The organism is Parvibaculum sp., assembly GCF_039680535.1.
Lineage (GTDB): Bacteria > Pseudomonadota > Alphaproteobacteria > Parvibaculales > Parvibaculaceae > Parvibaculum.
In genome coordinates this window covers 205,789-229,431 of record NZ_JBDKSS010000008.1, presented here as the reverse complement: position 1 = coordinate 229,431, position 23,643 = coordinate 205,789, and the positions used below count along the sequence as shown (strand labels likewise).

The 23,643-nt window shown below is 62.1% G+C and carries 21 protein-coding genes; 15 read left to right on the top strand and 6 right to left on the bottom strand.

The window, feature by feature from the left end; translation table 11 throughout:
- Window positions 1-53: 53 nt before the first annotated feature.
- The 6 genes from ABFC66_RS05045 to ABFC66_RS05020 all read left to right on the top strand — a co-directional run bounded on the left by ABFC66_RS05045 (window position 54) and on the right by ABFC66_RS05020 (window position 5,316).
- Window positions 54-626 (top strand): RNA polymerase sigma factor, encoded by a 573-nt coding sequence (locus ABFC66_RS05045; protein ID WP_346739873.1) that lies wholly within the window; start codon window positions 54-56, stop codon window positions 624-626.
- Between the two features lie 19 nt (window positions 627-645).
- Entirely contained in the window at window positions 646-1,185 is a 540-nt protein-coding gene (locus tag ABFC66_RS05040; protein WP_346739872.1) for a hypothetical protein, read from the top strand.
- Window positions 1,182-1,745, top strand: a complete 564-nt coding sequence (locus ABFC66_RS05035) for a periplasmic heavy metal sensor (protein ID WP_346739871.1) — start codon at window positions 1,182-1,184, stop codon at window positions 1,743-1,745. Before ABFC66_RS05040 ends, ABFC66_RS05035 begins: the two co-directional genes overlap by 4 nt.
- A 60-nt stretch (window positions 1,746-1,805) precedes the next feature.
- Window positions 1,806-3,149, top strand: a complete 1,344-nt coding sequence (locus ABFC66_RS05030; RefSeq protein ID WP_346739870.1) for an FAD-dependent oxidoreductase — start codon at window positions 1,806-1,808, stop codon at window positions 3,147-3,149.
- A 14-nt stretch (window positions 3,150-3,163) separates the two neighbouring features.
- Window positions 3,164-4,549: a glutamine synthetase family protein gene (locus ABFC66_RS05025; RefSeq protein ID WP_346739869.1), complete on the top strand. Its 1,386-nt coding sequence runs from the start codon at window positions 3,164-3,166 to the stop codon at window positions 4,547-4,549.
- 155 nt (window positions 4,550-4,704) lie between these two features.
- Entirely contained in the window at window positions 4,705-5,316 is a 612-nt protein-coding gene (locus tag ABFC66_RS05020; protein WP_346739868.1) for a phosphoribosyltransferase family protein, read from the top strand.
- Here the strand turns inward: ABFC66_RS05020 and ABFC66_RS05015 are convergent.
- Window positions 5,313-7,133: an ATP-binding protein gene (locus ABFC66_RS05015; protein ID WP_346739867.1), complete on the bottom strand. Its 1,821-nt coding sequence runs from the start codon at window positions 7,131-7,133 to the stop codon at window positions 5,313-5,315. The genes ABFC66_RS05020 and ABFC66_RS05015 overlap by 4 nt on opposite strands.
- 214 nt (window positions 7,134-7,347) lie before the next feature.
- The gene (gene pepN, locus ABFC66_RS05010; protein WP_346739866.1) at window positions 7,348-9,993 is read right to left on the bottom strand and encodes an aminopeptidase N; all 2,646 of its coding nucleotides are present in this window, start codon (window positions 9,991-9,993) and stop codon (window positions 7,348-7,350) included.
- 183 nt (window positions 9,994-10,176) lie between these two features.
- Between pepN and ABFC66_RS05005 the strand changes: the two genes are divergently transcribed.
- A complete protein-coding gene (locus tag ABFC66_RS05005; RefSeq protein WP_346739865.1) occupies window positions 10,177-11,148 on the top strand; it encodes a phosphoribosylaminoimidazolesuccinocarboxamide synthase in 972 nt (323 codons plus the stop codon).
- Window positions 11,149-11,170: 22 nt separating this feature from the next.
- On the opposite strand, the gene ABFC66_RS05000 is transcribed toward ABFC66_RS05005, so the two are convergent.
- The 3 genes from ABFC66_RS05000 to ABFC66_RS04990 form a co-directional block, all read right to left on the bottom strand.
- Window positions 11,171-11,332 (bottom strand): Thivi_2564 family membrane protein, encoded by a 162-nt coding sequence (locus ABFC66_RS05000; protein ID WP_185680933.1) that lies wholly within the window; start codon window positions 11,330-11,332, stop codon window positions 11,171-11,173.
- A 68-nt stretch (window positions 11,333-11,400) separates the two neighbouring features.
- Window positions 11,401-11,550 carry a hypothetical protein gene (locus ABFC66_RS04995; RefSeq protein ID WP_346739864.1) on the bottom strand — a complete coding sequence of 50 codons (150 nt, stop codon included), beginning with the start codon at window positions 11,548-11,550 and terminating at the stop codon, window positions 11,401-11,403.
- A gap of 48 nt (window positions 11,551-11,598) precedes the next feature.
- A complete protein-coding gene (locus ABFC66_RS04990; RefSeq protein WP_346739863.1) occupies window positions 11,599-12,450 on the bottom strand; it encodes an RcnB family protein in 852 nt (283 codons plus the stop codon).
- A gap of 235 nt (window positions 12,451-12,685) precedes the next feature.
- Here ABFC66_RS04990 and ABFC66_RS04985 point away from each other — a divergent pair, with 235 nt between their 5' ends.
- Window positions 12,686-13,243, top strand: coding sequence for an NAD(P)H-dependent oxidoreductase (locus ABFC66_RS04985; protein WP_346739862.1), 558 nt, complete (start codon window positions 12,686-12,688; stop codon window positions 13,241-13,243).
- A 10-nt stretch (window positions 13,244-13,253) separates the two neighbouring features.
- Here ABFC66_RS04985 and ABFC66_RS04980 read toward each other — a convergent pair whose 3' ends face one another.
- The gene (locus ABFC66_RS04980; RefSeq protein ID WP_346739861.1) at window positions 13,254-13,793 is read right to left on the bottom strand and encodes a hypothetical protein; all 540 of its coding nucleotides are present in this window, start codon (window positions 13,791-13,793) and stop codon (window positions 13,254-13,256) included.
- Window positions 13,794-14,153: 360 nt separating this feature from the next.
- On the opposite strand from ABFC66_RS04980, the gene ABFC66_RS04975 reads away from it, so the two are divergent.
- The 7 genes from ABFC66_RS04975 (at window position 14,154) to ABFC66_RS04945 (ending at window position 23,528) form a co-directional block, all read left to right on the top strand.
- Entirely contained in the window at window positions 14,154-15,260 is a 1,107-nt protein-coding gene (locus tag ABFC66_RS04975) for an acyl-CoA dehydrogenase family protein (RefSeq protein WP_346739860.1), read from the top strand.
- A 36-nt stretch (window positions 15,261-15,296) separates the two neighbouring features.
- A complete protein-coding gene (locus tag ABFC66_RS04970) occupies window positions 15,297-16,526 on the top strand; it encodes an acyl-CoA dehydrogenase family protein (protein ID WP_346739859.1) in 1,230 nt (409 codons plus the stop codon).
- A 222-nt stretch (window positions 16,527-16,748) separates the two neighbouring features.
- The gene (gene mltF, locus ABFC66_RS04965; protein ID WP_346739858.1) at window positions 16,749-18,173 is read left to right on the top strand and encodes a membrane-bound lytic murein transglycosylase MltF; all 1,425 of its coding nucleotides are present in this window, start codon (window positions 16,749-16,751) and stop codon (window positions 18,171-18,173) included.
- 183 nt (window positions 18,174-18,356) lie between these two features.
- Window positions 18,357-19,001 (top strand): OmpW family outer membrane protein, encoded by a 645-nt coding sequence (locus ABFC66_RS04960; protein WP_346739857.1) that lies wholly within the window; start codon window positions 18,357-18,359, stop codon window positions 18,999-19,001.
- A 220-nt stretch (window positions 19,002-19,221) separates the two neighbouring features.
- Window positions 19,222-20,721, top strand: coding sequence for an NAD(P)/FAD-dependent oxidoreductase (locus tag ABFC66_RS04955; RefSeq protein WP_346739856.1), 1,500 nt, complete (start codon window positions 19,222-19,224; stop codon window positions 20,719-20,721).
- A gap of 181 nt (window positions 20,722-20,902) precedes the next feature.
- On the top strand, window positions 20,903-21,943 hold the full coding sequence (locus ABFC66_RS04950) for a glycosyltransferase family 4 protein (protein WP_346739855.1): 1,041 nt from the start codon (window positions 20,903-20,905) through the stop codon (window positions 21,941-21,943).
- A gap of 13 nt (window positions 21,944-21,956) precedes the next feature.
- A complete protein-coding gene (locus tag ABFC66_RS04945; RefSeq protein ID WP_346739854.1) occupies window positions 21,957-23,528 on the top strand; it encodes a glycosyltransferase in 1,572 nt (523 codons plus the stop codon).
- The last annotated feature ends 115 nt before the right edge of the window (window positions 23,529-23,643 follow it).

Below are 23,643 nucleotides of genomic sequence, written 5' to 3'. Positions count from 1 at the left end.
GCGGGTCCGCAATCATCCTGAGCGGTCTGAATTGACGAAGGGGGCGCGGTCGCTTGAACGACGCGTCAGACGACGAACTGGTAGCGCGCGTGGCGCTTGGCGACGAGGCGGCCTGCAGGCAGCTCGTCGACCGGCATCTCATGCGTATGCTTGCCTTGGCGCGGCGCATGCTCGGTAGCCATGCCGACGCGGAGGAAGTTGCTCAGGAAGTCTTTCTAAGGGTGTGGACTCACGCCTCGCGCTGGGAGCCGGGCAGGGCCCAATTCAGCACCTGGTTGCACAGGGTTGCGACCAATCTCTGCCTCGACCGTCTGCGACGCCACACCACCGACGACATCGATTCCATTCCCGAGCCGCAGAGCGAGGACCCGACGCCGCAAGAGGAACTCGAGCGGCAGGATCTGGCGCGGCGCGTCGATCAGGCGCTGCAGGCCTTGCCGGCGCGGCAAAGGGCGGCTGTCACGCTGACGCATTATCAGGGGCTCTCGAACATCGAGGCCGCTGAAATTCTCAATGTGAGTATCGAAGCGGTTGAATCTCTGTTGGGGAGAGCGCGGAGACAACTTCGTGTTGCTCTTGCGACGGAACGGGATGAGTGGCTACGTAAAAGTGTGGAACAAGGCTGATGAAGGCCGGGGTGAGGCTATGGCGAAACTCGAGATGACATTGGAGCGGTTGGCGGAGATCGCCGGGGCCTATGGCGCCTCGCCGAAGCTGTGGCCAGTGGACGAGCGCCACGCAGCCGAGGCATTGGTGGCGGGCTCTTCGGACGCACGCGCCCTTGTGGCGGAGGCGGGTGACCTCGACCGGCTGCTTGCCATGGCACCGGCTGTGGAGGCTCCTTCTACGGAGCTTCTGTCGCGCATCATGGCGGCCCGTCCCCGCGCGGTGACGGGGCTGATCGTTTCTCGCGAAGAGCGTCGTGCGGGCCTGTGGCGCTCCATCGCTCGCATCGTCTGGCCATACGGCCCGGCCGCCTTCCCGGCGGGTGCGCTCGCGGCTTCCATCATGCTCGGCATCAGCTTTGGTGCTGCCTTGCCGTCGAGCGTCACGGCGGAGGGGCTCACTTCGCTCGGCCTTACGTCAGCGGCGGTGTCCGCATCGGCCTCCGCGGGAACGACCGGAGAGCAGCTCGTTTCCTTCGCCTTGGCCGAAAATGAATATCCTGAGGACTGGAAGAAATGAATGAGTTGCCCGCGAACGAGGCCCAGGCGCGGCTTGCGGAGCGCCGCTGGGTAGGGCCGGCGCTCCTCGTTTCTCTCATCATCAACCTCTTCCTTGTGGGAATGATTGCGGCTGCCCTGATCTTCGGGACCCCGGTGCCGCCCGGTGTGGAACCGGGTCGCGTGCCGGCGCCATTTTTCAAGACGCTGCACAAGGGTGCCGACGGTCTGCCGCCGGGTGACCGCGCGGCCATGCGTAAGATCATGATCGACCAGTTTCCGCTCATCAAACCGCGCCTCGCGGCGCTTGAGACCGCCCGCAGGGAGTTGGCCGATGCGCTAGGCGCGCCGACCTACGATGCGGCCAGGGTTGCGGCCGCTTTCGCGAAGGTCGACACGGTCCAGGCCGAGATCAGTCAGGCGGCGCGCACGGCCATGATTCAGGGCTTTTCCAGACTGACACCCGAGCAGCGCGCCCGGGTTGCGGATTCGATGCGCAGGCGCGCGGAGCATCGTTTTGGCCCGGCAGCAGGCCCGGGCGCACCCGACGGTCCGGATGGCCCGGACGGCCCGAAGCCCTGATTCCGCGCCGCGTGATATGCTTCCGGCTCACCCCGAGTCGAGTATATCGCGCGCGCAAAAATGACCTGGTATCACGAAAGCCTCTATGACGCGTCTTCACCTGCCGGAAGTTTCTGGGAGGACGATACGCCTCCGCTGGCGGCCGGCGTCGATCTGGGGCCGCTGGCGGGCGACGCGCAATGTGACGTCGCGATCATTGGCGGCGGCTACACCGGCCTTTCGGCGGCGCTTCATCTCGCGCGAGATCATCATGTCGATGTGCGGCTCCTCGAGTCGGGGCCGCTCGGCTGGGGCGCGTCGGGCCGCAATGGGGGCTTCTGCTCGCTTCCGCCCAGCAGCCTTGGGTTGTCGGGCCTCATTCGCCGATACGGCGAGGCCGAAGCGCGGCGCTTCATTTCCTCGCAGGTCGATGCCATCGAACTCGTCCGTTCACTTGCCCACGATGAAGGCATAGATTTTCGCCCGCAGGGCGATGGCACGCTGCATGTTGCTCATTCACCCTCGCGTTTCGCGGCGCTTGAGGAAGAGCGCGATCTCCTCGGGGGTAAGTTCGGGGTGCCGGTGGCGCTGCTCTCTCGCGCGGAAGTCGCCGAGACGTCATATGATTCAACCGAGCAATTTGGAGCGCTGCTCAACAAGATCTCCTTCGGTCTTCATCCGCTGAGGTTTGCGCGCGGTCTTGCGGAGGCTGCGGCAAGGCGAGGCGCAAAGCTGCATGGCAACTCTCATGTCGAGCGATGGGAGAAACGGGGCAGCGAACATCACCTCGTGACAAGGGGCGGCACCTTGCGCGCGCGGCGCGTCATCGTTGCGACCAATGGCTTCACTCGCGCGCCCGTCAATCGCATGTTGGCGGATCGCCTCATGCCGGTGCTGTCGAATATCATTGTAACCCGTCCGCTGACGGATGATGAGCTTGCCGCACAGGGGTGGAAGACGGAACGTCCCTGCAGCAACACACGCAATCTCCTCTTCTATTATCGGCTGCTTCCCGATCGCCGGTTTCTCTTCGGCGCGCGCGGCGACCTCACCGGCAAGCCGCAGGACGGTCTGCGGATGCGTGCGCTCCTCGAGCGGCGTCTTGGTGAGGTCTTCACCGCATGGAGAAATATTCCGACGACGCATTACTGGCGCGGCTTTGTCTGCATGACCGGGAGATTGACGCCCGCTATCGGGCAAATGCCCGACGATCCGACCGTCTCTTTCGGTCTTGCCTATCATGGCGATGGGGTTTCCGCTGCGCCGTGGAGCGGGAAAATGCTCGCAGACATGATCGGCGCGGGAATGCCTCTTTCCGAAATTCCCGAGCCTTTCCGCGGAATTCCGCCGCGGATTCCCTTTCCTTCGCTCCGGCGCTGGTATCTCGGGGCCGCTCTCGGCTACTATTGGCTACAGGATAAATAGCCAACAGGTACATGATGAGCGAACGCGAAAAACCGCGCACAGACGGGCGTGCGACATTGGCCGAATTCAAGGCCTTTCTCGCCGAACAGGGTGACATCGATTATCTCGATGCTGTTTTCGTCGACATGTGTGGAACAGTGCGCGGCAAGCGCTTTCCCATCGAGGAAGCCGAGAAGGTGTTCACCTCCGGTGTGCACATGCCGAAGTCGCTCTATTTCTTCGACGTCACGGGTGTAAACGAAGACATTCTCGGCATGGGCTTTTCGGACGGCGATCCGGACGGTCAGGCCTATCCGATTTCCGGTTCCATCGTGCCGGTTCCCTGGGCGTCGATGAAGCAGGCGCAGGTTCTCATGACGATGGAGGAGCGCGACGGCACGCCGCTCAATCTCGAACCGCGCGTGGTGCTTTCCAATGTCGTGGCGAAGCTCGCCGAGATCGGCCTTCACGCGGTAACGGCCTGCGAATTCGAATTCTATGTGCTTGACCGCGAACGTGATCGAAAGGGATTGCCGCAGGCGCCGATCAATCCGGCAACAGGTCAGCGCGAAACCGCGAACGAAGTTTACGGCATCACCGAGCTCGACGGCTTCATGGGCCTGCTCAAGGACATAGATGAAGCTGCGGCGGAACAGGGCGTTCCTGCCTCGGGCGCCACGGCCGAATTCGCGCCCGGCCAGTACGAGATCAATCTCAACCACGAGCACGATGCCGTTCGCGCAGGCGACCATGCGATCATGCTGCGCCATCTCATCGGCGCCATTGCCCGCAAGCACAATTTCATCGCGAGCTTCATGGCGAAGCCTTTCGTGGGGCAGGCGGGCAACGGGCTTCACGTCCATTGCTCCCTTCTCGACGAGAAGGGCAACAACGTCTTCGATAACGGCACCAATGAGGGCAGCGTCAAGCTTCGCCACGCCATCGGCGGGCTGCAGGCGACGTTGGGCGAAGCCATGCCCTTCTTCGCGCCGAACCTCAATTCCTATCGCCGTTTCGAGCCCAACCTCTTCGTGCCGGTGAATCGCGCCTGGGGCTACAACAACCGTTCGGTCGCGTTCCGCGTGCCCGCAGGCTCCCACTCGGCCATGCGCGTCGAACACCGTGTCTCGGGCGCCGACGCCAATCCCTATCTGGTGCTTGCGGCGATCCTCGCAGGCATCCACTACGGTATCGTCAACGAGATTGATCCCGGCGAACCTGCCGAGGGCAATGCCTGCGACAGCATGGACGAGAGCATTCCCTTCTACCTGCCGAGCGCGCTGAAGCGCCTGCGCAACTCGACCATCATCCGCGAATATTTCGGCGACCAATATGTCGACGTCTACGCGGAAACCAAGATGCTCGAATTCGACAAGTTCCAGCGCGCGATCTCGCCGCTGGAATACGACTGGTACCTCTAGGCTTTCTTTCGAGGATTGAAGCCGGCTGCCCAAATCAAGGGCAGCCGGTTTTGTTTTGACCGGTTGATGCTTGCGAAACCCGCACGAATGCGCGGCCTTTCCTTTGGCATATTGCATGCAGTCCCATCGGGAAAACATTTCCTGCGAGGCTGCCAGTGACCCCCGACCATTACATTGTCGATATAGCCGGCGAACCCGTCCGGCTTCCGCTCGTTCCCATCAACGACACATTCGCCATTTCACTGCTCATGGTCATCGACATGGGCGTGCGCTTCGGTGAGCGCATCGGCAAGGCGATGGCGGAGAAAATCCGCGATCTCAAGCCCGACATCATCGTCGGCACGGCGACACTTGGCATTCCGGTGGCGATCGAGGTCTCGCGCGCGCTGGGGCTCGACCAATATGTGATCCTGCAGAAGTCGCCCAAGATTCACCTGAGGGACGCGATGCGGCGTGAGGTCGTGTCGGTCACATCATCCGGCTCGCAGCGCCTACTGCTCGACCGCGCAGCCATTCCCCTCGTCAAGGGCAAGCGTGTCGTGGTCGTGGACGATGTGGTCGCGACCGGCTCAAGCCTTGCCGCCAGCGTGGCGTTGGCGCGCGACGCTGGCGCGGAGATTGTCGGCATCGGCGTCATCCTCACCGAGGGGCACGACTGGAAGGCGCAGTTGGGCGCCGACGCGGCCCTCGTGCAGGGTCTCGGCCATATTCCGCAGTTCGACGTGAAGGACGGCGTCGCGACGCCGAAGCCCGAAACGCTTGCCTAGAGCGGCAGCGTAAAGGTCACCCGCGTGCCGACGCCTTCGGTGCTGTCGATGACGAGCGCGCCGCCATGAAGCTCGACAAGCGAGCGGGAGAGGGCGAGGCCGAGCCCGGTGCCCTTGTGTTTCTTCGAGTGCTGGTTCTCCACCTGCTCGAAGGGGCGGCCGATCTTCGGCAGGGCATGGGCCGGGATGCCGATGCCCGTGTCCTCGACGGCAAGGGCGATGAACTTGTCGTCTGCGCCGCCGCGCATGGTGATGGTGCCGCCCGCAGGCGTGAACTTGATCGCGTTGGACAGAAGGTTGAGCAGCACCTGCTTGATGGCGCGCTTGTCGGCCTCGACCTTCGGAAGCTCTCCGACTTCGTTGACGATTTTCACCGACGCAATTTCGGCGCGGCCGGAGACGAGGCGCATCGACTCCTCGATCACGACGCCAAGGTCGGTCGGCTGCTTTTCCAGCGTCATTCGGCCGGCCTCGATCTTCGACATGTCGAGAATGTCGTTGATGAGTTCGAGGAGGTGCTGGCCGCTTGAGCGGATATCGTGAGCGTATTCCTTGTATTTCGGCGACCCGAGTGCGCCGAACATCTCCGTTTCCATCATCTCCGAGAAGCCGATGATAGCGTTGAGCGGTGTCCGAAGCTCATGGCTCATATTGGCGAGAAATTCGGACTTGGACCGGTTGGCCGATTCCGCGCGCGTCTTTTCAGAGGCGTATTTCTCTGCCAGATCCACAAGCTGCCGCGCCTGATGCTGGAGCTTCAGGCGCGAGGCTTCGAGATCGCGCACCGTCTTTTCGAGGGCCGACTTGTTCTGCGTCAGCGAGGATTCCTGAACCTTGATCGCGGTGATGTCGGTGCCGACATTCACATGGCCGCCGCTATTGGTCGGCCGTTCGCTGATCTGGAGCCAACGCCCCGAGGGAAGAAGGATTTCCCATACCGCTTCCTCGAGCCCGCCGGCGCGCGGCCAGTCGGAGCCGATTCCAGCATCCGCCATCACCTGTTCCAGCGTCGTGCCCGGCGCAAAGCCATCTTCCGGCAGGTTGAGGAACTCGGCAAACTTGCTGTTTGCGGTGACGAGGCGATTGTCGTCATCCCACAGCGCGAAGGCTTCGCCGATGCTTTCGATGGCGTCGCGCAGCCGGTCGGTGGCGCGGCGCTCGCGTTCTTCGGCGAGCTTCTGCTCGGTGATGTCGATGGTGATGCCGACGAGGCGTTCGCCGGCGATGCGCCCGCCGCCCCAGACCTGTCCCTTGGCATGGACCCAGACCCAGCTTCCATCCACATGGCGAAGCCGGAACGTCGTGTCATAGGAACGCGAGGCGCGCGAGGCTGCGCCGATGATCTCGTCGATCGCCGGGCCATCGTCGGGATGCGAGAGAGATTTGATTTCGGCGGGCGAAAGGCGCTTCGAAGGCTGGCGCAGGCCCAGCATGTCGAACATGGCGGACGACCAGTAGACGCGGTTCGCCGTCAGGTCCCAGTCCCAGATGCCGCAGCGCGCGCCGGCAAAGGCCATGTCGAAGCGCAGCTGGTTCTCGACGAGAGCCGTTTCCGCCTCGATCTTCTTCTCGCGCAGCCGCACCAGCAGAAACGCCAGCAGGAAGCCGCCGAGAGAGAGCACGGCAGAAAGGCCGAGGGCGTCGGTATAGCCATCCCGCGCATAAAGCACAGCATTGGCGACGCCGAGCGCGATGCCGAGGATCGCGAGCGCGATGCGCGGCAGCCATCCCGAGGCCAGCGCCGGGCGGCTCCGGGCCATGTGCTGTTGCCAGGCCAGGACTTCCGTTCTCGACGAAGTCGCGTCGGGGATACTCATCTGAACCACGCCGGCGGCTTGCGCCTTCGGCCCCTCATTGCCCGTCGAAACGCCAAGGGGGCCGGGAACCGGGCGCCGAGATGCCCAATCCGATCCACCCGGGGTCGAATCATTCAGTCGATGATTCGGGAGGCCCCGGCCTTTGTCCAGAGATGGCGGCTCGCTTTTTGGCATCCGATGCATTTCAGACTCACTCGCTCTCTGTTCCGGTGCCTCAAGCAAGCGTCTTGCTGGCGATTTCGTAGACGTCGCGGGAAATGCCTTCGGCGCTCGCGATCCGTTCGAGCTGGCGCGACATCAGGCTGCGACGCTTTCGGTCGAACTGCCGCCAGGTCTTGAACGCACCGAGCAGCCGGGCCGCTACCTGCGGGTTGAGCGCGTCGAGTTCGAGCACCTTGTCGGCGACGAGAGCATAGCCTGCGCCGTCAGCCGCATGGAAGCGGACCTGATTGGCGGTGGCGAAGCTGGTGATCAGGGCGCGCACCTTGTTCGGGTTTCGTATGGTAAACACCGGATGGCGCAACAGGCTCCTGACGTCATCGAGAGCGCGGGGAAGCGAGGAGGTCGCCTGGATCGTGAGCCACTTGTCCATGACGAGGTGGTCGTCCTTCCACTGCCTGTAGAAGCTATCGAGAGCCCGTGCGCGATCCGGCACGTCGAGATTGGCGAGAATGCCGAGGGCGGCGATCTGGTCCGTCATGTTGTCGGCACTGTCGAAATGTGCCGAGGCGAGCGCCACGCCCGAACCGTCTGGCAGGCTGGCGAGATAGCCGAGGCACGCATTCCTGAGCGCTCGGCGGCCTGCATCCCCGGCGTCGGGGCTATAGGGCCCTTCGATCCTCATGCGGTCATAGGCGCGCCTCAGCTCATCGCGCACTTCCGATGCGATGGCAATGCGCAGCGTCTCGCGGGCTTCGTGAATGGCATCGACATCGACATCCTTGCCGATCATCTGGGCGATGGCCTGTTCGCTGGGCAGCAGGATCATCTGGGCCACGAAGTCGGGATCGAGCTTCCGGTCGCTCAGAACCTTGCGCATCATCTCCGCAAAGGCCGTTCCGCGCCGCCGTTTGCCGCCCGACCGGATCGCCTCGACATTGGCGATGAGGAGCCCGCTCGCATAGCGCTGCGCCGCTTCCCAGCGATTGAAGGGATCGTTGTCATGCGCCATCAGGAACACGTAGTCGCGTTCCTTGAGGTTGCTCGAAAGCGTCACCGGCGCGGTGAAGCCGCGCAACAGCGAGGGTATGGGCTTTTCCGCGACATTGCGGAAGCGGAAAGTCTGCGTGCGCTCGGTGAGGCTCAGCACGCGTGTCTTCGCGCCGGGCTTTTCCTCGCCGTCGAGCTGCAGCGGCATGTCCTTGCCGTCGGGGCCGACGAGCCCCACCGCGATCGGAATGTGATAGGGCTCTTTCACCGACTGGCCCGGGGTCGCGGCGCAGACCTGCGTCATTTTCAGCGTGTAGGTTTCTCGCGCGCTGTCGTAGCGGCCCGAGACGAGAACTTCCGGCGTGCCGGACTGCGCGTACCAGCGCTTGAACTGGGTGAGGTCGATCTTCGCACCGTCAGCGAGCGCGCCGAGGAAGTCCTCCACTGTCGCCGCTTGGCCATCATGACGTTCGAAATAGAGATCCATGCCCTTGCGGAAGCGCTTCGGCCCCACAAGCGTATGGATCATGCGGCAGAGTTCGGCGCCCTTCTCATAGACGGTCGCCGTGTAGAAGTTGTTGATCTCGATATAGCTGTCGGGCCGGACGGGGTGGGCGAGGGGGCCCTGGTCTTCCGGGAATTGATGGCTGCGAAGCAGGCGCACATCGGCGATCCGCTTCACGGCGCGGGAGCGCATGTCGCTGGTGAATTCCTGATCGCGGAAGACGGTGAGGCCCTCCTTCAGGCAGAGCTGGAACCAGTCGCGGCAGGTAATGCGGTTGCCGGTCCAATTGTGGAAATATTCATGCGCGATGATCGCTTCGATCGAGGCGTAGTCGGCGTCGGTCGCCGTGTCGGGTCGCGCGAGGATGTATTTGTCGTTGAAGACGTTGAGGCCCTTGTTCTCCATCGCGCCCATGTTGAAGCTGCTGACCGCGACGATCATGAAAATATCGAGGTCGTATTCGCGGCCAAAGGCCTCCTCGTCCCAGCGCATGGAGCGCTTCAGCGCTTCCATGGCATAGGCGCAGCGATCCTCGTTGCCCGGCTCGACGAATATGCGCAGCGTGACCTTGCGGCCCGACTTCGTGACGAACTTGTCCTCCACATGGCCGAGGCGGCCCGCGACCAGCGCGAAGAGATAGGCCGGCTTCGGGAAGGGATCGTGCCATTCCGCAAAGTGCCTGCCCCCGCCAAGCTTGCCCGCCTTCACGAGATTGCCATTGGACAGGAGAACCGGCGCTTCCTTTTCATTCGCGACGATGCGCGTCGTGAAGACGGCCATGGCGTCCGGCCGGTCGAGATAATAGGTGATGCGGCGGAAGCCCTGCGCCTCGCATTGCGTGCAATAGATGCCGCTCGAAAGGTAGAGCCCGGTCAGAGCCGTGTTCGCCTCCGGTCCGCAGGTCGTCACCGTTTCGAGGGTGAATTCGCCCGCAGGCAGCTCCGGGATCGTCAGATGGCGCCCGTCCACCTGATAGGCGTTCGGGCTCAGGGTTTCGCCGTTCAGGCGGACTTCGTGCAGCGTCAGCTTTTCGCCGTCGAGCACCAGCGGGCCACCGCCCGAGGCCGGGTTGGCCCTCATTTTCAGCCGCGAATGGACCCGGGTTGCCGCCGGATCGAGCTCGACTTCCAGCGAAACGGTGTCGATCAGATAGGCGGGCGGCGCATAATCCTTGAGGAGGACGGCGCGCGGTTCTTCGGTTCTCATTGGGGTATGGCTCGAATTTGAGGGCAGGGCCTGGCCGGGCCGCCCGGGACATTTGCGACAAGTCTAAAACAATAGCTTCAGATATGGCGAAATTTCGTCGCTTCGCCGGGAGTGGACGCGACGGCACTTGCGCTCAGGGGCGCTTTCCGCCATCAACGGGCACGGCCAATCAGGGATAAAACGATGGACAAAGCGGCTTTCAGGGCGCGCAAGCATCAGGTGCTCGGCGACGCGACCATTCCGGAGCTTCCGAACCATTACAAGGGCAAGGTCCGGGACAATTACGACCTGCCCGACGGCCGCCGCATCATCATCGCTTCGGACCGGCTGAGCGCCTTCGACCGTATTCTGGCTGCCATTCCCTACAAGGGCGAGGTGCTGACCCAGACGGCGCGCTTCTGGTTCGAGGCGACGAAGGATATCTGCCCCAACCACGTCATCGAATATCCCGATCCCAATGTGGTTGTCAGCCGCCGCCTCGACATTCTGCCGGTCGAGATCGTGGTGCGCGACTATCTCGCCGGTACCACGGGCACATCCATCCTGACGCTCTACAAGAAGGGCGAGCGGGAGATGTATGGCATCCGCCTGCCGGACGGGCTTCGCGACAATGAGCGCCTGCCGCACCCGATCATCACGCCGACCTCCAAGGCTGATTACGGCGGGCATGACGAACCGCTCTCCGCGCAGGAGATCGTCTCCAAGGGCATCCTCACGGCGGAGCAGTGGCGTATCCTCGAAACCTATGCGCTCTCGCTCTTTGCGCGTGGTCAGGAGATCGCGGCGACGCGCGGCCTCATCCTCGTCGATACGAAATATGAATTCGGCACGGATGCGCGCGGCCATATCGTGCTCGCCGACGAAATCCACACACCGGACAGCAGCCGTTACTGGCTCGCCTCGTCCTATCAGGAGCGTTTCGAAAAGGGCGAGAAGCCCGAAAGCTTCGACAAGGATTTCGTGCGCAACTGGGTCGCCTCGCGTTGCGATCCCTACAAGGACGAAATCCCGGAGATCCCCGAAGCGCTGATCCTCGACACGGCGGAAGTCTATATCCACGCCTTCGAGACGATCACGGGCCAGACCTTCAAGCTGCCGGAAACCGACGAGCCGGTTCTTGATCGTATCCGGCGGAATCTCGCATCCTATTTCTGAGTTCGCGTCTGTCGTTCAGCGGTCACAACACGCCGAATGCTCGCAGCAGCCACAGAATAACGGCAATGACGACGACGATATTCAGGATTTGTTTGATCTTGCCGTCCATGGGCACGTAGTTGTTGACGAGCCAGAGCAGGACACCGATCACGATCAGAACGACGACGAGCTGAATCAGCGGCATGGAGGTTCTCCTGTTGGAAGGCTCCCCGAGGGGTGGCCTTCTCTTACTGGGCGAGAGTGGCCCCGTCGCTATTTCTTTTCGATCGTAATGCCACCCGGTCCGGCATTGATCTGAACGCCCTCAGGCTGTTTTCGATCCTGATAAAGTTGATAACCGAACACTATGGCCGCAAGTGCGAGTGCGCCGATAATGAGATAGAGAGCGTTGTTGCGGTTCATTTTCTATCCTTCCGCCAACGGCAAACGTGAGCCCCGGCTGTCGACCGATCAGTAGAAAAGCCCGTAGACGACCTGCAGGATATCGCCCGAGTCGGCGTTGATCAGCAGAGCGTCGTCGCCGTAGCGGACCCATTGGCAGTCGTAGGGCGGAATGGTGAGCCCGAACATCCAGTAGTCGTCGATCCAGTAATTGCGGGACCAGAAGATCGACGGCAGCGTTTCGCCGTAGGACCAGCTGCGTTCATACCAGCCATGCGGGCGCTCATAGCGTCCCAGGTTGAAGCGGCGCTGCGCCTGATAGTTGTGGTGATAGTCGTTCGGGTCGTAGTCATGGGGCCGCCCGCTATACGGTCCCGGAGGGTGGCCGACCATGTAGTCGCTCGGGCCTGCATAGGGCTCCGTCGGGCCGAGCGGCTTGCCCTGCCACATGCCGCCGGATTGGCCGCGCGAAAGAACATCGTGTTCGCTGCCTTCCCAGGTCGGTTCTGCCGATTGAAGCTGCGGACCGGAGTTCTGCTGAACAGGATGCCATGGCTCAGTCTGCGTCGGCGTATTCTGACCTGGCCGCTTCTGCAGCATGCCGGGCTTCGTGGCGCCTTTCTGCAGCGGCCCGGTTCGGGCCGGGCCGGTCTGCATCAGCCCGTCGGGAACCATTCCGTTCTGCAGGATTCCGTTGGTCACGCCGCGCTTGCTGTGCTCGGGCTTACCGCGTTGATATTTGTCGCCCGGACGGGAGTCCCGGCGATGGTCCTGCAGAATGTCTGAACCGGCGCGCTTCTCCATGGACCGCTCCGCCTGGCTCTCTGCATCGTTCGGCGGGGCTGCGTGAGCGATCGTGCCCGACAGAGCAAGGCTCGCCAGCATCAGTGGAGCGAGCGCGGGAATGAAGAGCCGGTTCATCGCAGGTCTCCTGTCCGATCGTGCTGTCATAAATGAAAACGCGGTGCCCCGCGGTTACTCGTCCAGCCATGACAGGATCACGCGCCCGGAGACCCGGCGCAATCAAAAGCAGCACCGATGATCCATCCTGGCGCAAGAGGTTGTTCCACGATGAAACCATCTACCGCTCAAAGCACTTTCATGCTGCGCGTATTGGCATATCCTTCGCCGATTGGCTTCCACATGGAGACGTCGAATGGCCGTTGAACGCAAAGTCGCCGTGCTGGTCGGCAGCCTTCGCAAGGAGTCCTTCAACCGCAAGATGGCGGTGGCGCTCGAAAAGCTTGCGCCGCGAAATCTCAAGCTTGGCATTGTCGAGATCGATGGACTGACGCTCTACAATCAGGACCATGATGCCGGCCCGCCCGTGTGCTGGGTCGAGTTCCGCAATCAGATCCGTCCGGCGGATGCGGTGCTATTCGTCACCCCGGAATATAATCGCTCTGTACCCGGCGTTCTGAAGAATGCCATCGATGTCGGATCGCGGCCTTACGGGCACAGCGTGTGGGCGGGGAAGCCTGCGGCGATCGTCAGCGTGTCGCCGGGCGCGATGGGCGGCTTCGGCGCCAATCATCATTTGCGTCAATCGCTGACCTTCCTCGACATGCCAGTGCTGCAGCAGCCGGAAGCCTATATCGGCAACGCGTCGGCGCTTTTCGACGAGAGCGGCGATATCTCGAATGCCGGCACGCGCGATTTCATGACGAAGTTCATGGCCGCTTTCGCCGGCTGGATCGAGAAGACCAAGGGATAGGGCTTCCGGCTCAGGCCGCGTCGATCTTCTTCGTCTGCTCAATGACGGTCCGCGCGTCGCGCGCGAGTACGAGGACTTCTTCCGGCAGGTTTTCCGGATTGCTCGCGGCGTAGTCGACCAGGCGGTTGAGAAGCACCAGGAATTTGGGGCTCGCCGCCATGATCCGGGCCTGCAATTCGACGCGCTCGGGCGCAAAGTCGTATTCCATGCCGGGGACACGCCAGCCGCCGCCTTCTTCCGTATTGGTCATGATGACGGGAAAGGTGCCGGGGAAGGGGTGCGTCGCGCATTCTTCCGCCGAGCGCCACTTGTTCGGCTGGCGGACGACGCGCCATTCTTCCATTGTAGGGTCGATATCGGTCAGCGCGGCGGATTGCTCGGTCTGGAGTTCCGTTGCGGTGAAGTCGCGCCCCAGGCCAACGTCGTAAAAGACGCGGAGAGGCTCGTCGACGTCCTTCACCCATTGCGGTACGACGCGCTCGATCACCGCCCATGTTCCGACGGGCCTGACATAGACGCGCTGATTCTTGTGGAACTGTGCCTTCGCCATGGAATTTACCGATTCAGGGGGGTGGACCTCGTCCCCAGTATGAGGGGCCCCGGTTAGCGATTGCTTAATCTGTATGGCGCGCGGACCGGAGAGTCGATGCAACGGATCGGCACATGTGCAGCGCAACGGCGGACGGCCGGCCCAAGCGGACGCGGCGTCAAACCGGTGCCTCTTTTCACCGCGCCGAATTGCAGGAACAATGCGCGCAAATCGGATACGCGTCGTCACTTTTTGGCGGGGATCCATAAGCCTGACCCGGCCGTAAAACGGGCCCGATCGAGGCGGGGCGGCACCAGCCGCCAGCGCGCGACCGCAGCCTTGAAAAACATGCCAGGCCAAAGATTGCCAGAGGGAACGCCTATGAATTTTGATTTTTCCGACGACCAGAAAATGCTGAAGGAGCAGGTGCGCAAGTACCTGACGGACAAGTGCCCCTATTCGGTGCCGCGCCGCATCCTCGACAGCGACGAGCCCTATGCGAAGGAGGTCTGGAAGGGCCTCGTTGACATGGGCCTCACCGGCACCGCCATCCCGGAGGCTTACGGCGGCCTCGGCCTTGGCGCGCTTGAGCTTTGCGTCATCGCGGAAGAGCTGGGCCGCGCCGTTGCGCCGGTTCCTTTCTCGTCCTCCGTCTATCTCGCCTCCGAAGCGATCAAGCTTTTCGGCACCGAAAAGCAGAAGCAGACCTGGCTGCCCAGGCTCGCCGCCGGTGAGATCATCGGCACCTTCGCGATTTCCGAAGGGCTTCACGCACCGAGCGCCGCGAACATCAAGACGAGCTTCGCGGGCGGCAAGGTCAATGGCGTCAAGACGCCGGTTCCCGATGGCGACATCGCCGACGTCGCGGTCGTTGTGGTCAATGCGGCCGGCAAGGTCGCGCTTGCCATCGTCGATCTGAAGGGTGCGGGCGTTTCGCACGAGGTTCTTCGCACCTTCGACCCGACGCGCAGCCATGCCGAGATTACCTTCAAGGATGCGCCCGCCGAACTCATGGACGGTTCGGGCTGGGATCAGGTCAGCCGTATTCTCGACGGCGCGGCCGTGCTCTTCGCTTTCGAGCAGGTCGGCGGCGCGGAAGCGGCGCTTGAAATGGCGCGCGACTATTCGCTGGAGCGCTATGCCTTCGGTCGTCAGATCGGTTCCTATCAGGCGATCAAGCACAAGCTTGCCGACATGTATGTGAAGAAAGAGATCGCGAAGTCGAATGCCTATTTCGGCGCGATGATGCTCAACGACGAAGGCTCCGAATTGCCGGAAGCGGCCGCCGCCTCGCGCATCGCAGGCTGCGATGCCTATGTCTTCGCCGCGCAGGAGAACCTGCAGACCCATGGCGGCATTGGCTACACATGGGAAGCGAACACGCAGTTCCATTACCGCCGCGCGAAGCTTCTCGCGCTGACGGTGGGCGCCGCCATCCAGTGGAAGGAAAAGCTCGTCGCGCGTCTTGAAGCCAAGAACGCCGCCTGACGCTTTTTACAGACATTCGAAGATCGGAACAGAACCATGGATTTCAACGATACACCGGAAGAAGCCGCCTACCGCGCTCAGGTGCGGGGTTGGCTCGACAAGAACGCCGTTCGCAAGGCCGATGCGAAGGACTTGCCCCTTCCCAAGACCCTCGAAGAGGTGCTGAAGCAGTCGAAGGCCTGGCAGGCAAAGAAGGCCGATGCCGGCTATGCCTGCATCACCTGGCCGAAGGAGTGGGGCGGCGGTGGCGGCACCACGATCCAGAACGTGATCTACGGCCAGGAAGAGTCGAACTACGCTGTTCCCGGCGGCGTCTTCGCCATCGGCCTCGGCATGTGCATTCCGACCGTCATGGCCTGGGGTCCTGAAGACGCGAAGAAGCGCTATGTCGGCCCCGCCGTGCGTGGCGACGAGATCTGGTGCCAGCTCTTCTCCGAGCCCGCGGGTGGCTCCGACGTCGCGGGCCTTCGCACCCGCGCCGAAAAGGATGGCGACGAGTGGGTCATCAACGGCCAGAAGGTCTGGACCTCCGGCGCTCACTACTCCGACTTCGGCATCGTGCTGACGCGTACCGATCCCTCCGTGCCGAAGCACAAGGGCCTGACCATGTTCTATATCGACATGAAGAGCCCGGGCATCGAAGTGCGTCCGATCAAGCAGATGTCGGGCGGCTCGGACTTCAACGAAGTCTTCTTCACCAATGTCCGCGTCAAGGACAGCCAGCGTCTCGGCAATGTCGGCGATGGCTGGAAGGTCGCGTTGACCACGTTGATGAACGAACGTCTCGCCGTTGGTGGCAGCCAGGGCAATGCCGATACCGACGATCTCATTCAGCTTGCGCGCGAGACCGAGATTGCGGGCGAGCCCGCGATCCGCAACGGCGCCGTGCGTGAGCGCATCGCCAACTGGTATGTGCAGGCGCAGGGCCTCAAGTTCACGCGCTTCCGCACGCTCACCGCGCTTTCGCGCGGCGAGACGCCCGGACCGGAAAGCTCGATCTCCAAGATCGTCGCGGCGAACAAGATGCAGGAACTCGGTTCCTTCGGCATGGACCTTCAGGACATGGGCGGCGTCATCCGTGATCGGAGCGTTTCTCCGGCCGAGGGTGCCTATACCGAGCAGTGGATCGGCGCGGCGGGCTACCGCATCGCCGGTGGCACGGACGAAATCCTGCGCAACATCGTTGCCGAGCGCGTTCTCGGCATGCCGCAGGATGTCCGCGTCGACAAGGATCTGCCGTTCAATCAATCGCCCAAGGGCAAGTAATCCCGATCGGCTCCGGAGCAGGCTTCCCGCTTGCTCCGGTCGCCATTCCAACGACAAAAGCCCGCCGGCATCCCGCCAGCGGGCTTTTTTGTGACCTGTTTCGGGAGATAACCGACGAAATGGGCGGCAGCGTCACGGTCTTCAAGGGCTCGCAATTCTGGATGCACAGGCGTCTGTCTGTTGGGCTATAACTGTCGCCGAAAAACCACAGGCGGGCGAACGGTGCGGCGTATTCAGATCTGGCTCGAAACGGCGAAGAGCGATGTTCTCGCCTTGCTGCCGCCGTGGAGCGACCGCCGCGCGCCCTATCTCGTTTTTGCGGGCCTGCTGCTCTTTGCGGCGGCGCTCGCCTATTACCTCGTTTACCTTCAGCCGGTGTCGCAGGGACTTGGGACCATCCGCAGGAGCGGCACGCTTGTGGTCATTACGCGCGTGGCTCCGACGACCTATTACTCCGGCACGCTCGGCGAAACCGGCTACGAATACGATATGGCGCAGGCGCTCGGAAAGGCGCTGGGTGTCAGGGTCGAGTATCGAACCTATGACACCGAGCCTGAGGTGCTCGAGGCGCTTGCGGCAAGGCGCGGCCAGCTTGCCATAGGCCTCGTTGCCACCGAGGCGCGACGCAAGGCATTTGTCGCGGGACCGGATTATCAGACCGTTCGCGAAGTGATCGCCTGCCGCCGCGATATCGCATTGCCCAAAAGGCCGGAAGACCTCGTCGGGCTCAGGATCGCTGTAGCCGAGGGCACAGCCGGCAGCGATGCGATGAACGGTCTCGCCACAAAGACCAAGGGGCTCTCATTTGGCCTGAAGCGGGAGCCAGTCGAAAATATCCTCGCGGCCGTTGCCGATGGCGAACTCGATTGCACGGTCGCAAGTTCGCTCGAACTGCAGATCAACAATCCCTATTATCCGGAACTCGCCGAAGCCTTCGCGATCACGGGCGACCAACCGCTCGCGTGGCTTGCCGCGCCGGGTTCCGAGGATGTGGTCGACTATCTCGCTGACTGGATTGCCGACCTGAAGAAAGCGGGTGAACTCGCGGAGATCGGCCGCCGCTATTTCGGCTTCCTGCCGCCTTTTGACTATGTCGATGTGCGGGCGTTCCGCGACGCGATCAAGACCACCTTGCCCGAGTATGAAAAGGCGATGCGCGACGCGGCTGACAAGACCGGTCTGCCCTGGCAGCTGATTGCCGCGGTCGCCTACCAGGAATCACACTGGAAGTCCGACGCGCGCAGTCACACAGGCGTGCGCGGCATCATGATGCTGACCGAGGATACGGCGGATGCCCTGGGCGTTGCCGATCGGCTCGATCCGATCGCGAGCATTTATGCCGGCGCGCGCTACATAGCCGATATCGAGAAGCGAATTCCCGACTCGGTGCGTGAGCCGGATCGCATATGGTTTGCGCTCGCTGCCTACAATATGGGTTTTGCCCATCTGCAGGACGCGCGTTCGCTCGCGGAACGATTGGGTCTCGACCCTGATAGCTGGACAGGCGTGCGCCGCGCCCTGACGCTGATTCAAAAGCCCGCCTATGCGGAGCATCTGAAATATGGAACCGCGAGAGGCGGGCAGGCGTTACGTTTCGTGCAGCAGGTGCGTGCCTACCGGCACATACTCGAAGCGCCGCGCGGATAATCCGTAGTCTGAAACTGCTGATTTTTCTAGGCTTTTGGGTGCTGTGCGGTCACATACGTAGAATTCCCTATGCGACAACCTGCGCGTCATGTGCGACAGATTGCGCACAGTAAAGCTGCGTCATTTCTACGACACTGTGGCCAACGGGAACGCACCCCATGGTGCGCGGCAATGGAGAAGAAGATGCAAGGCAACAAGACTTCCAAAATCGCAGCCGTGGCAATTGCGGCGCTGCTCGGTACGACCGCTCTGTCGGTACCGGCTTTCGCTGCGGATACGTTTAACGGTAAATCGGCTGGCGACTTTGTTGTCCGTGCGCGCGGCCTCTGGGCGGCCCCGCAGGAAAGCGCCGATGTTTCGATCGGTGGTGACGTCAACGTGGGCAACGACTTCGTTCCCGAAGTCGACTTCAGCTATTTCGTCACCGACAACATCGCCCTCGAACTGATCGCGGGCACGACGAAGCATGATGTGAGCCACACCTCGGGCGCGAATCTCGGTTCGGTCAGGCTGCTGCCGCCGACCCTGACGGTGCAGTACCATCCGCTTCCGAAGGCGCAGCTCAGCCCCTATGTCGGCGCCGGCCTGAACTACACGTTCTTCTATGATGAGGACGCCGGCGATTTCTCCACGATCAAATACGACAACCACATTGGCTATGCGCTTCAGGCCGGTGTGGACTATCAGCTTGGCGGCAACTGGTCGCTCAACCTCGACGTGAAGAAGATCTTCCTCAACACCAACGTCTCCATCAATAACGGCGCCGTGCGCGCTGACGTTGACCTCGATCCGTGGCTTGTCGGTTTCGGCGTCGGCTACCGCTTCTGAAGTTTCAAGAGAGCACTCCTCCTGAACTTGATGGCCTCGCGAGGGAAACCTCGCGGGGCCTTTTCCCTTTCCGGGGGCAGCCGGTGAAACCGACGGGGCGAACAGACCGATTGTCTGCGGCGACCTGTCGCTATATAGAAGGTCTAGGGCGTACACCCTAAACGGACCGCAGAGGCCGCGTATGTGCGCCCAATCGCCAGTTTCAGGGAGCAGAGAAGCCGTGGACGACTTTTTGAGCCAGCCGGGACCCAGAGCAGCCACCGCGCAGAAGCCGCTTCAGATCGCCATTCTCGGCACGGGCATGGGCGGCCTCTGCATGGCCGTCCAGCTTCGCCGGGCCGGCATCGACTCTTTCGTCATGCTCGAAAAGGAAGACGACATCGGCGGCACCTGGCGCGACAACACCTATCCGGGCTCCGGCTGCGACGTGCCCTCGCACCTCTACTCCTTCTCCTTCGAGCCGAAGGTCAACTGGTCGCGCAAGTTCGCGCTCCAGCCGGAAATCCTCGATTACATGAAACATGTGGCGCGGAAGTACGGGTTGCGGCCTTTCATCCGCTTCAACACCGAGGTTGAAGAAGCACGTTTCGACGAAGCCGCTGGCCTGTGGCGCATCCGCACCAAAACGGGCGAGGAGATCACGGCCAATGTCGTCGTCTCGGGGACCGGCCAGCTCAACCGGCCGTTCACGCCACAACTACCGGGAATCGAGTCGTTCGCGGGAAAGGCGTTCCATTCCGCGCGTTGGGACCAGAGCGTCGACCTTCGGGGCAAGAACATCGCGGTCATCGGCAACGGCGCGAGCGCCATCCAGTTCGTGCCGCAGATCGCGCCCAAGGCGAAGAAGCTCACCATCTTCCAGCGCTCGGCGAACTGGATCGTGCCCAAGGCGGATCGTCCCTATACGGATTTCGAGCAGCGGATGTTCCGCCGCTTCCCATGGCTGGTGAAACTCCATCGCCTGCAGATATATCTGCGTCTGGAGCTCAATTATCTAGCCTTCGTTCGCGGTAGTTTCTTTGGCAAGCTTTTCGAGAAAGCGTCGCTGAAGGAGCTTGAAACGCACATCAAGGATCCAGAACTCCGCGCAAAGCTCACACCTGATTATCCTGCGGGCTGCAAACGCATTCTCCTGTCGAACGACTGGTTTCCGACCATGGCGAGGGAGAACGTGGATGTTTCAACCAGCGGCATCGAGAAGGTGACGCCGGACGCCATCGTGACCAAGGACGGCGTATCCCATCCGACCGACGTCATCATCTATTCGACGGGCTTCGTGACCACGACCTTCCTTTCGCCGATGAAGATCGTCGGGCGTAACAATGTCGATCTCAATGTGGCCTGGGCGAATGGTGCAGAGGCGCATCGCGGGGTCGCCATCGCCGGCTTCCCGAATTTCTTCATGCTTTATGGCCCGAACACCAATCTCGGTCACAACTCGATCATCTTCATGATCGAGTGCCAGGTGAACTACATCATGCAGTGCATCGGGGCGCTCCGGAATCCCAAGGTGCGCTATCTGGACGTGAAGAAGGAAGCGGAAGACGCCTTCAATCGCGATCTGCAGGAAGACATGCAGACCACCGTCTGGGCGGCGGGTTGTTCGAGCTGGTACAAGACGGCGGACGGCAAGGTCACCAACAACTGGTCGAGTTTCACGGCCAAATACTGGTGGCAGATGCGCCATCCGGATTTCGCGGAATACAGCTTTGTAGGCTGAACATTGCCGATGGCCGCGAGATGTCGCGGCCATGGACAGGCTTGCGAGAAATAGCGCTCATTGACGGCTGTCTTTTGCCGGGAGTTATGCAAAACTCCCGCGCAAGATGAGTAGCTGGTCCTTGCTTATTTCCCCGATCGTTCCCGACGCCCAAGGCAATGGCCTTGCGCGGCGCGCATGGATGTGGGCGCGCGAACTTTCGCAGGCGGGGGAACTTGTCACGCTCGTGATCGGGAATGCGTATGGCGTCGCCGCGCTCGATGATCCGCGGCTGTCTTTCGTGCCGCAGGCGCCCGGGCGCTCGAAATGGATGAAGACGATTGGCTGGTCCTCGCCGGACCTCGCCGCAGTCCGGAGCGCCTCCGACAGATTCCCGGCCACTCCGCCCGACAGGGTGGTCGTCTTTCGCCTCGGCATCTCGCCGGCGCTCGAAGGATTGCCGGCATCGTGGCTCGATCGCGTTGAGGTCGATCTGGACGATTGGGAGTCTGATCGCTGTTTCAGCCTTGCCGGGCTCGCGCTGCGGAGCGGTTCACTCTTTCGTGCGGCTCAGTTTGCCGCGGGCGGGTTGTTTTACCGAAATCGAGAGAGATGGGCCTTGAGCCGCTTTCCCGTTATGCATGTTTCGGCGGAAAGCGACGCCGCAGCGATGCAGGCGAAATTTGACCCACAAAGGGTGAGGGTAACGCCTAACCGGATTTCCGGCCCGCCCTGTCCGCTGCCAGATCGTCCCGCGAATGGCACTCCGTCGATCCTGTTCGTCGGGACTCTCGGTTATTTGCCCAATCGCGACGCCGTCGAATGGCTCATGAAAAGCATTCAGCCGCGGCTGGCGCGCGTTTTGCCCGGCCTTGCAGTCACCATCGCCGGCGATGCGCCGGAACGCACCGCGGCACGCCTCATCGCATCGGATCTGGACTGGCGAGGGTATGTCGCCGACCTGCGCGATCTCTACGAAGAGGCGACAATCGCCATCGCGCCGTTGCGCGGCGGCAGCGGAACGAAGATCAAGGTTCTGGAGGCGTGGCGCTATCGGCGGGCGGTCGTCGCAACGAGCCATGCCGTCCGGGGCCTTTGCGTCGTTCCGGGGCGGCACGTATTGGTGGCGGATACCACCGGAGAAATGGTCGATGCGTGCCGCCGCCTTATAGAAGATCATTCGTTGCGGGAGCGGATTGCCGCGGAAGGGCACAAGCTGTTCTTGTCGCACTACATGATCTAGCCGGAGAACACTTTTGATCCCCCGCATTATTCATCAGACCTGGAAGACGGATCTCGTTCCACAGGAGTTCCGAACGTGGTGCGATAGCTGGACCGCCTTCAATCCCGGCTGGGACAGGCAGATGTGGTCCGACCGCCGTCTGCTCGAATTCGTAGCCGGCCATTATCCGGAGTTTCTGGATCTCTATTGCTCGCTGCCATCGGGTGTCATGCGCGCCGATGCCGGCCGTTATATGTTGCTGCATCATTTCGGCGGTCTCTATGCCGATATCGATACGGAGTGCCTCGGTTCCCTTGACGCAATTGCGGAGGAGGGGCGCATCGTCCTCAGCCTTGAGCCCTCGACGCATTGGCATCCGATCGCCGCACAGCGAGGCCTGCCGCATCTCATTTTCAACGGGATCATGGCGAGTCCCGCCGGTCATCCGTTCTGGCTGCATGTGCTCGAGCTGATGCGGAAAAATCGCCACGCCCGCAATGTCATCGACGCCACGGGGCCATGCCTCCTCACGGCGGCGCGGCTTTCGTTTCCCGATCAATCCGCAATCCGCCTCGCGCCGTCACCGCTGTTCAACGGTCGCGACAGGCATGGCAACGAGCCGGACGATGACGAAGGAGGGCAACGCCTCGCGCGGCATCATTGGGCAGGAACATGGCTGCACAAGCCGCGCAAGCGGCCGGTCGCGAACTGGTTGAAGAAAGAAGCGCGCCGTGCGCGTCATGTGCTGGCGGGCGGTCCGCGCCTCGATCCGGTCCGCGCGCGGGCGGCGGTTGATCCGAAGGCTGTCGCAGCTGCGCCATCTGCCGGCGTAAATCTCGCTATCCTGATTCCGCTTCGCGATGCCGCGCAGCACATTGCGCCTTGTCTTGCGCAGATTGCGCGACTCGATATTCCGAGAGAGCGGATCAAGCTCGTCTTCTGCGAGGGCGACAGCACAGACGATAGTTGGGAGAGGCTCAACGCCCTGGTGGAGCCGATACGCGCGACCTACCGAGGCGTGGTCCTGCTCCGGAAAGAGGTGGGAACTCAACTCACGCATCGGTTGCGCTGGAAGAACCATGTGCAGAGGGCGCGCCGAGCCGGTCTCGCGAAGGTCCGCAATCACCTGATCGACCACGGGATCGACTCGTCGGACGATTGGGTGCTGTGGATCGACGCCGACGTATGGAGCTATCCCGCCGACATCGTGTCGACATTGAAGGCGACCGGCGCGCGGATCGCGGCGCCTCATTGCGTGACGCGCCATGGTGGACCCTGCTTCGACCAGAACACCTTCATCACAGCCGATGCGAAGCGCGACCATGCCTATTACCGGGATGTGAAGCACGGGCTTTACATGCCGCCGCTGAACCGCGGACGCAGGCTCTATCTAGACGATCTGAGGCATAGCGACATCGTGCCGCTCGACTCGGTGGGGGGCACGATGCTCCTTGTCGACGCAGCCCTCCACCGCGCTGGGCTTCGCTTTCCCGAAATTCCCTATGAGGATCTGATCGAGACGGAAGGTTTGGCCCGCCTTGCGAGAGACCTCGGAATTCCCATTGCCGGGCTGCCGAATGTCGAAATCCTCCATGTTCCCTGGTGAGGGAGGAGGCATCCTGTCCTTTTCCTTGCAATTGGGGCTTTGCGTCGAGGTCCAAATACCCTATTTAACAGCCAACTGGCCGAGTGGCCTGACTAATAACAAAATTTTATGTAAA

Excerpts from the sequence above, each read along its gene's own strand:
- ABFC66_RS05030 (WP_346739870.1), top strand. The coding sequence starts at position 1,806 with ATGACCTGGTATCACGAAAGCCTCTATGACGCGTCTTCACCTGCCGGA.
- ABFC66_RS05000 (WP_185680933.1), bottom strand. The coding sequence starts at position 11,332 with ATGCCGCTGATTCAGCTCGTCGTCGTTCTGATCGTGATCGGTGTCCTG.
- pepN (WP_346739866.1), bottom strand. The coding sequence starts at position 9,993 with ATGAGAACCGAAGAACCGCGCGCCGTCCTCCTCAAGGATTATGCGCCG.
- ABFC66_RS04980 (WP_346739861.1), bottom strand. The coding sequence starts at position 13,793 with ATGGCGAAGGCACAGTTCCACAAGAATCAGCGCGTCTATGTCAGGCCC.
- ABFC66_RS05035 (WP_346739871.1), top strand. The coding sequence starts at position 1,182 with ATGAATGAGTTGCCCGCGAACGAGGCCCAGGCGCGGCTTGCGGAGCGC.
- ABFC66_RS05005 (WP_346739865.1), top strand. The coding sequence starts at position 10,177 with ATGGACAAAGCGGCTTTCAGGGCGCGCAAGCATCAGGTGCTCGGCGAC.
- ABFC66_RS04960 (WP_346739857.1), top strand. The coding sequence starts at position 18,357 with ATGCAAGGCAACAAGACTTCCAAAATCGCAGCCGTGGCAATTGCGGCG.
- ABFC66_RS04990 (WP_346739863.1), bottom strand. The coding sequence starts at position 12,450 with ATGAACCGGCTCTTCATTCCCGCGCTCGCTCCACTGATGCTGGCGAGC.
- ABFC66_RS04985 (WP_346739862.1), top strand. The coding sequence starts at position 12,686 with ATGGCCGTTGAACGCAAAGTCGCCGTGCTGGTCGGCAGCCTTCGCAAG.
- ABFC66_RS05040 (WP_346739872.1), top strand. The coding sequence starts at position 646 with ATGGCGAAACTCGAGATGACATTGGAGCGGTTGGCGGAGATCGCCGGG.
- ABFC66_RS04950 (WP_346739855.1), top strand. The coding sequence starts at position 20,903 with ATGTGGGCGCGCGAACTTTCGCAGGCGGGGGAACTTGTCACGCTCGTG.
- ABFC66_RS04970 (WP_346739859.1), top strand. The coding sequence starts at position 15,297 with ATGGATTTCAACGATACACCGGAAGAAGCCGCCTACCGCGCTCAGGTG.
- ABFC66_RS04975 (WP_346739860.1), top strand. The coding sequence starts at position 14,154 with ATGAATTTTGATTTTTCCGACGACCAGAAAATGCTGAAGGAGCAGGTG.
- ABFC66_RS04995 (WP_346739864.1), bottom strand. The coding sequence starts at position 11,550 with ATGAACCGCAACAACGCTCTCTATCTCATTATCGGCGCACTCGCACTT.
- ABFC66_RS05025 (WP_346739869.1), top strand. The coding sequence starts at position 3,164 with ATGAGCGAACGCGAAAAACCGCGCACAGACGGGCGTGCGACATTGGCC.
- ABFC66_RS05015 (WP_346739867.1), bottom strand. The coding sequence starts at position 7,133 with ATGAGTATCCCCGACGCGACTTCGTCGAGAACGGAAGTCCTGGCCTGG.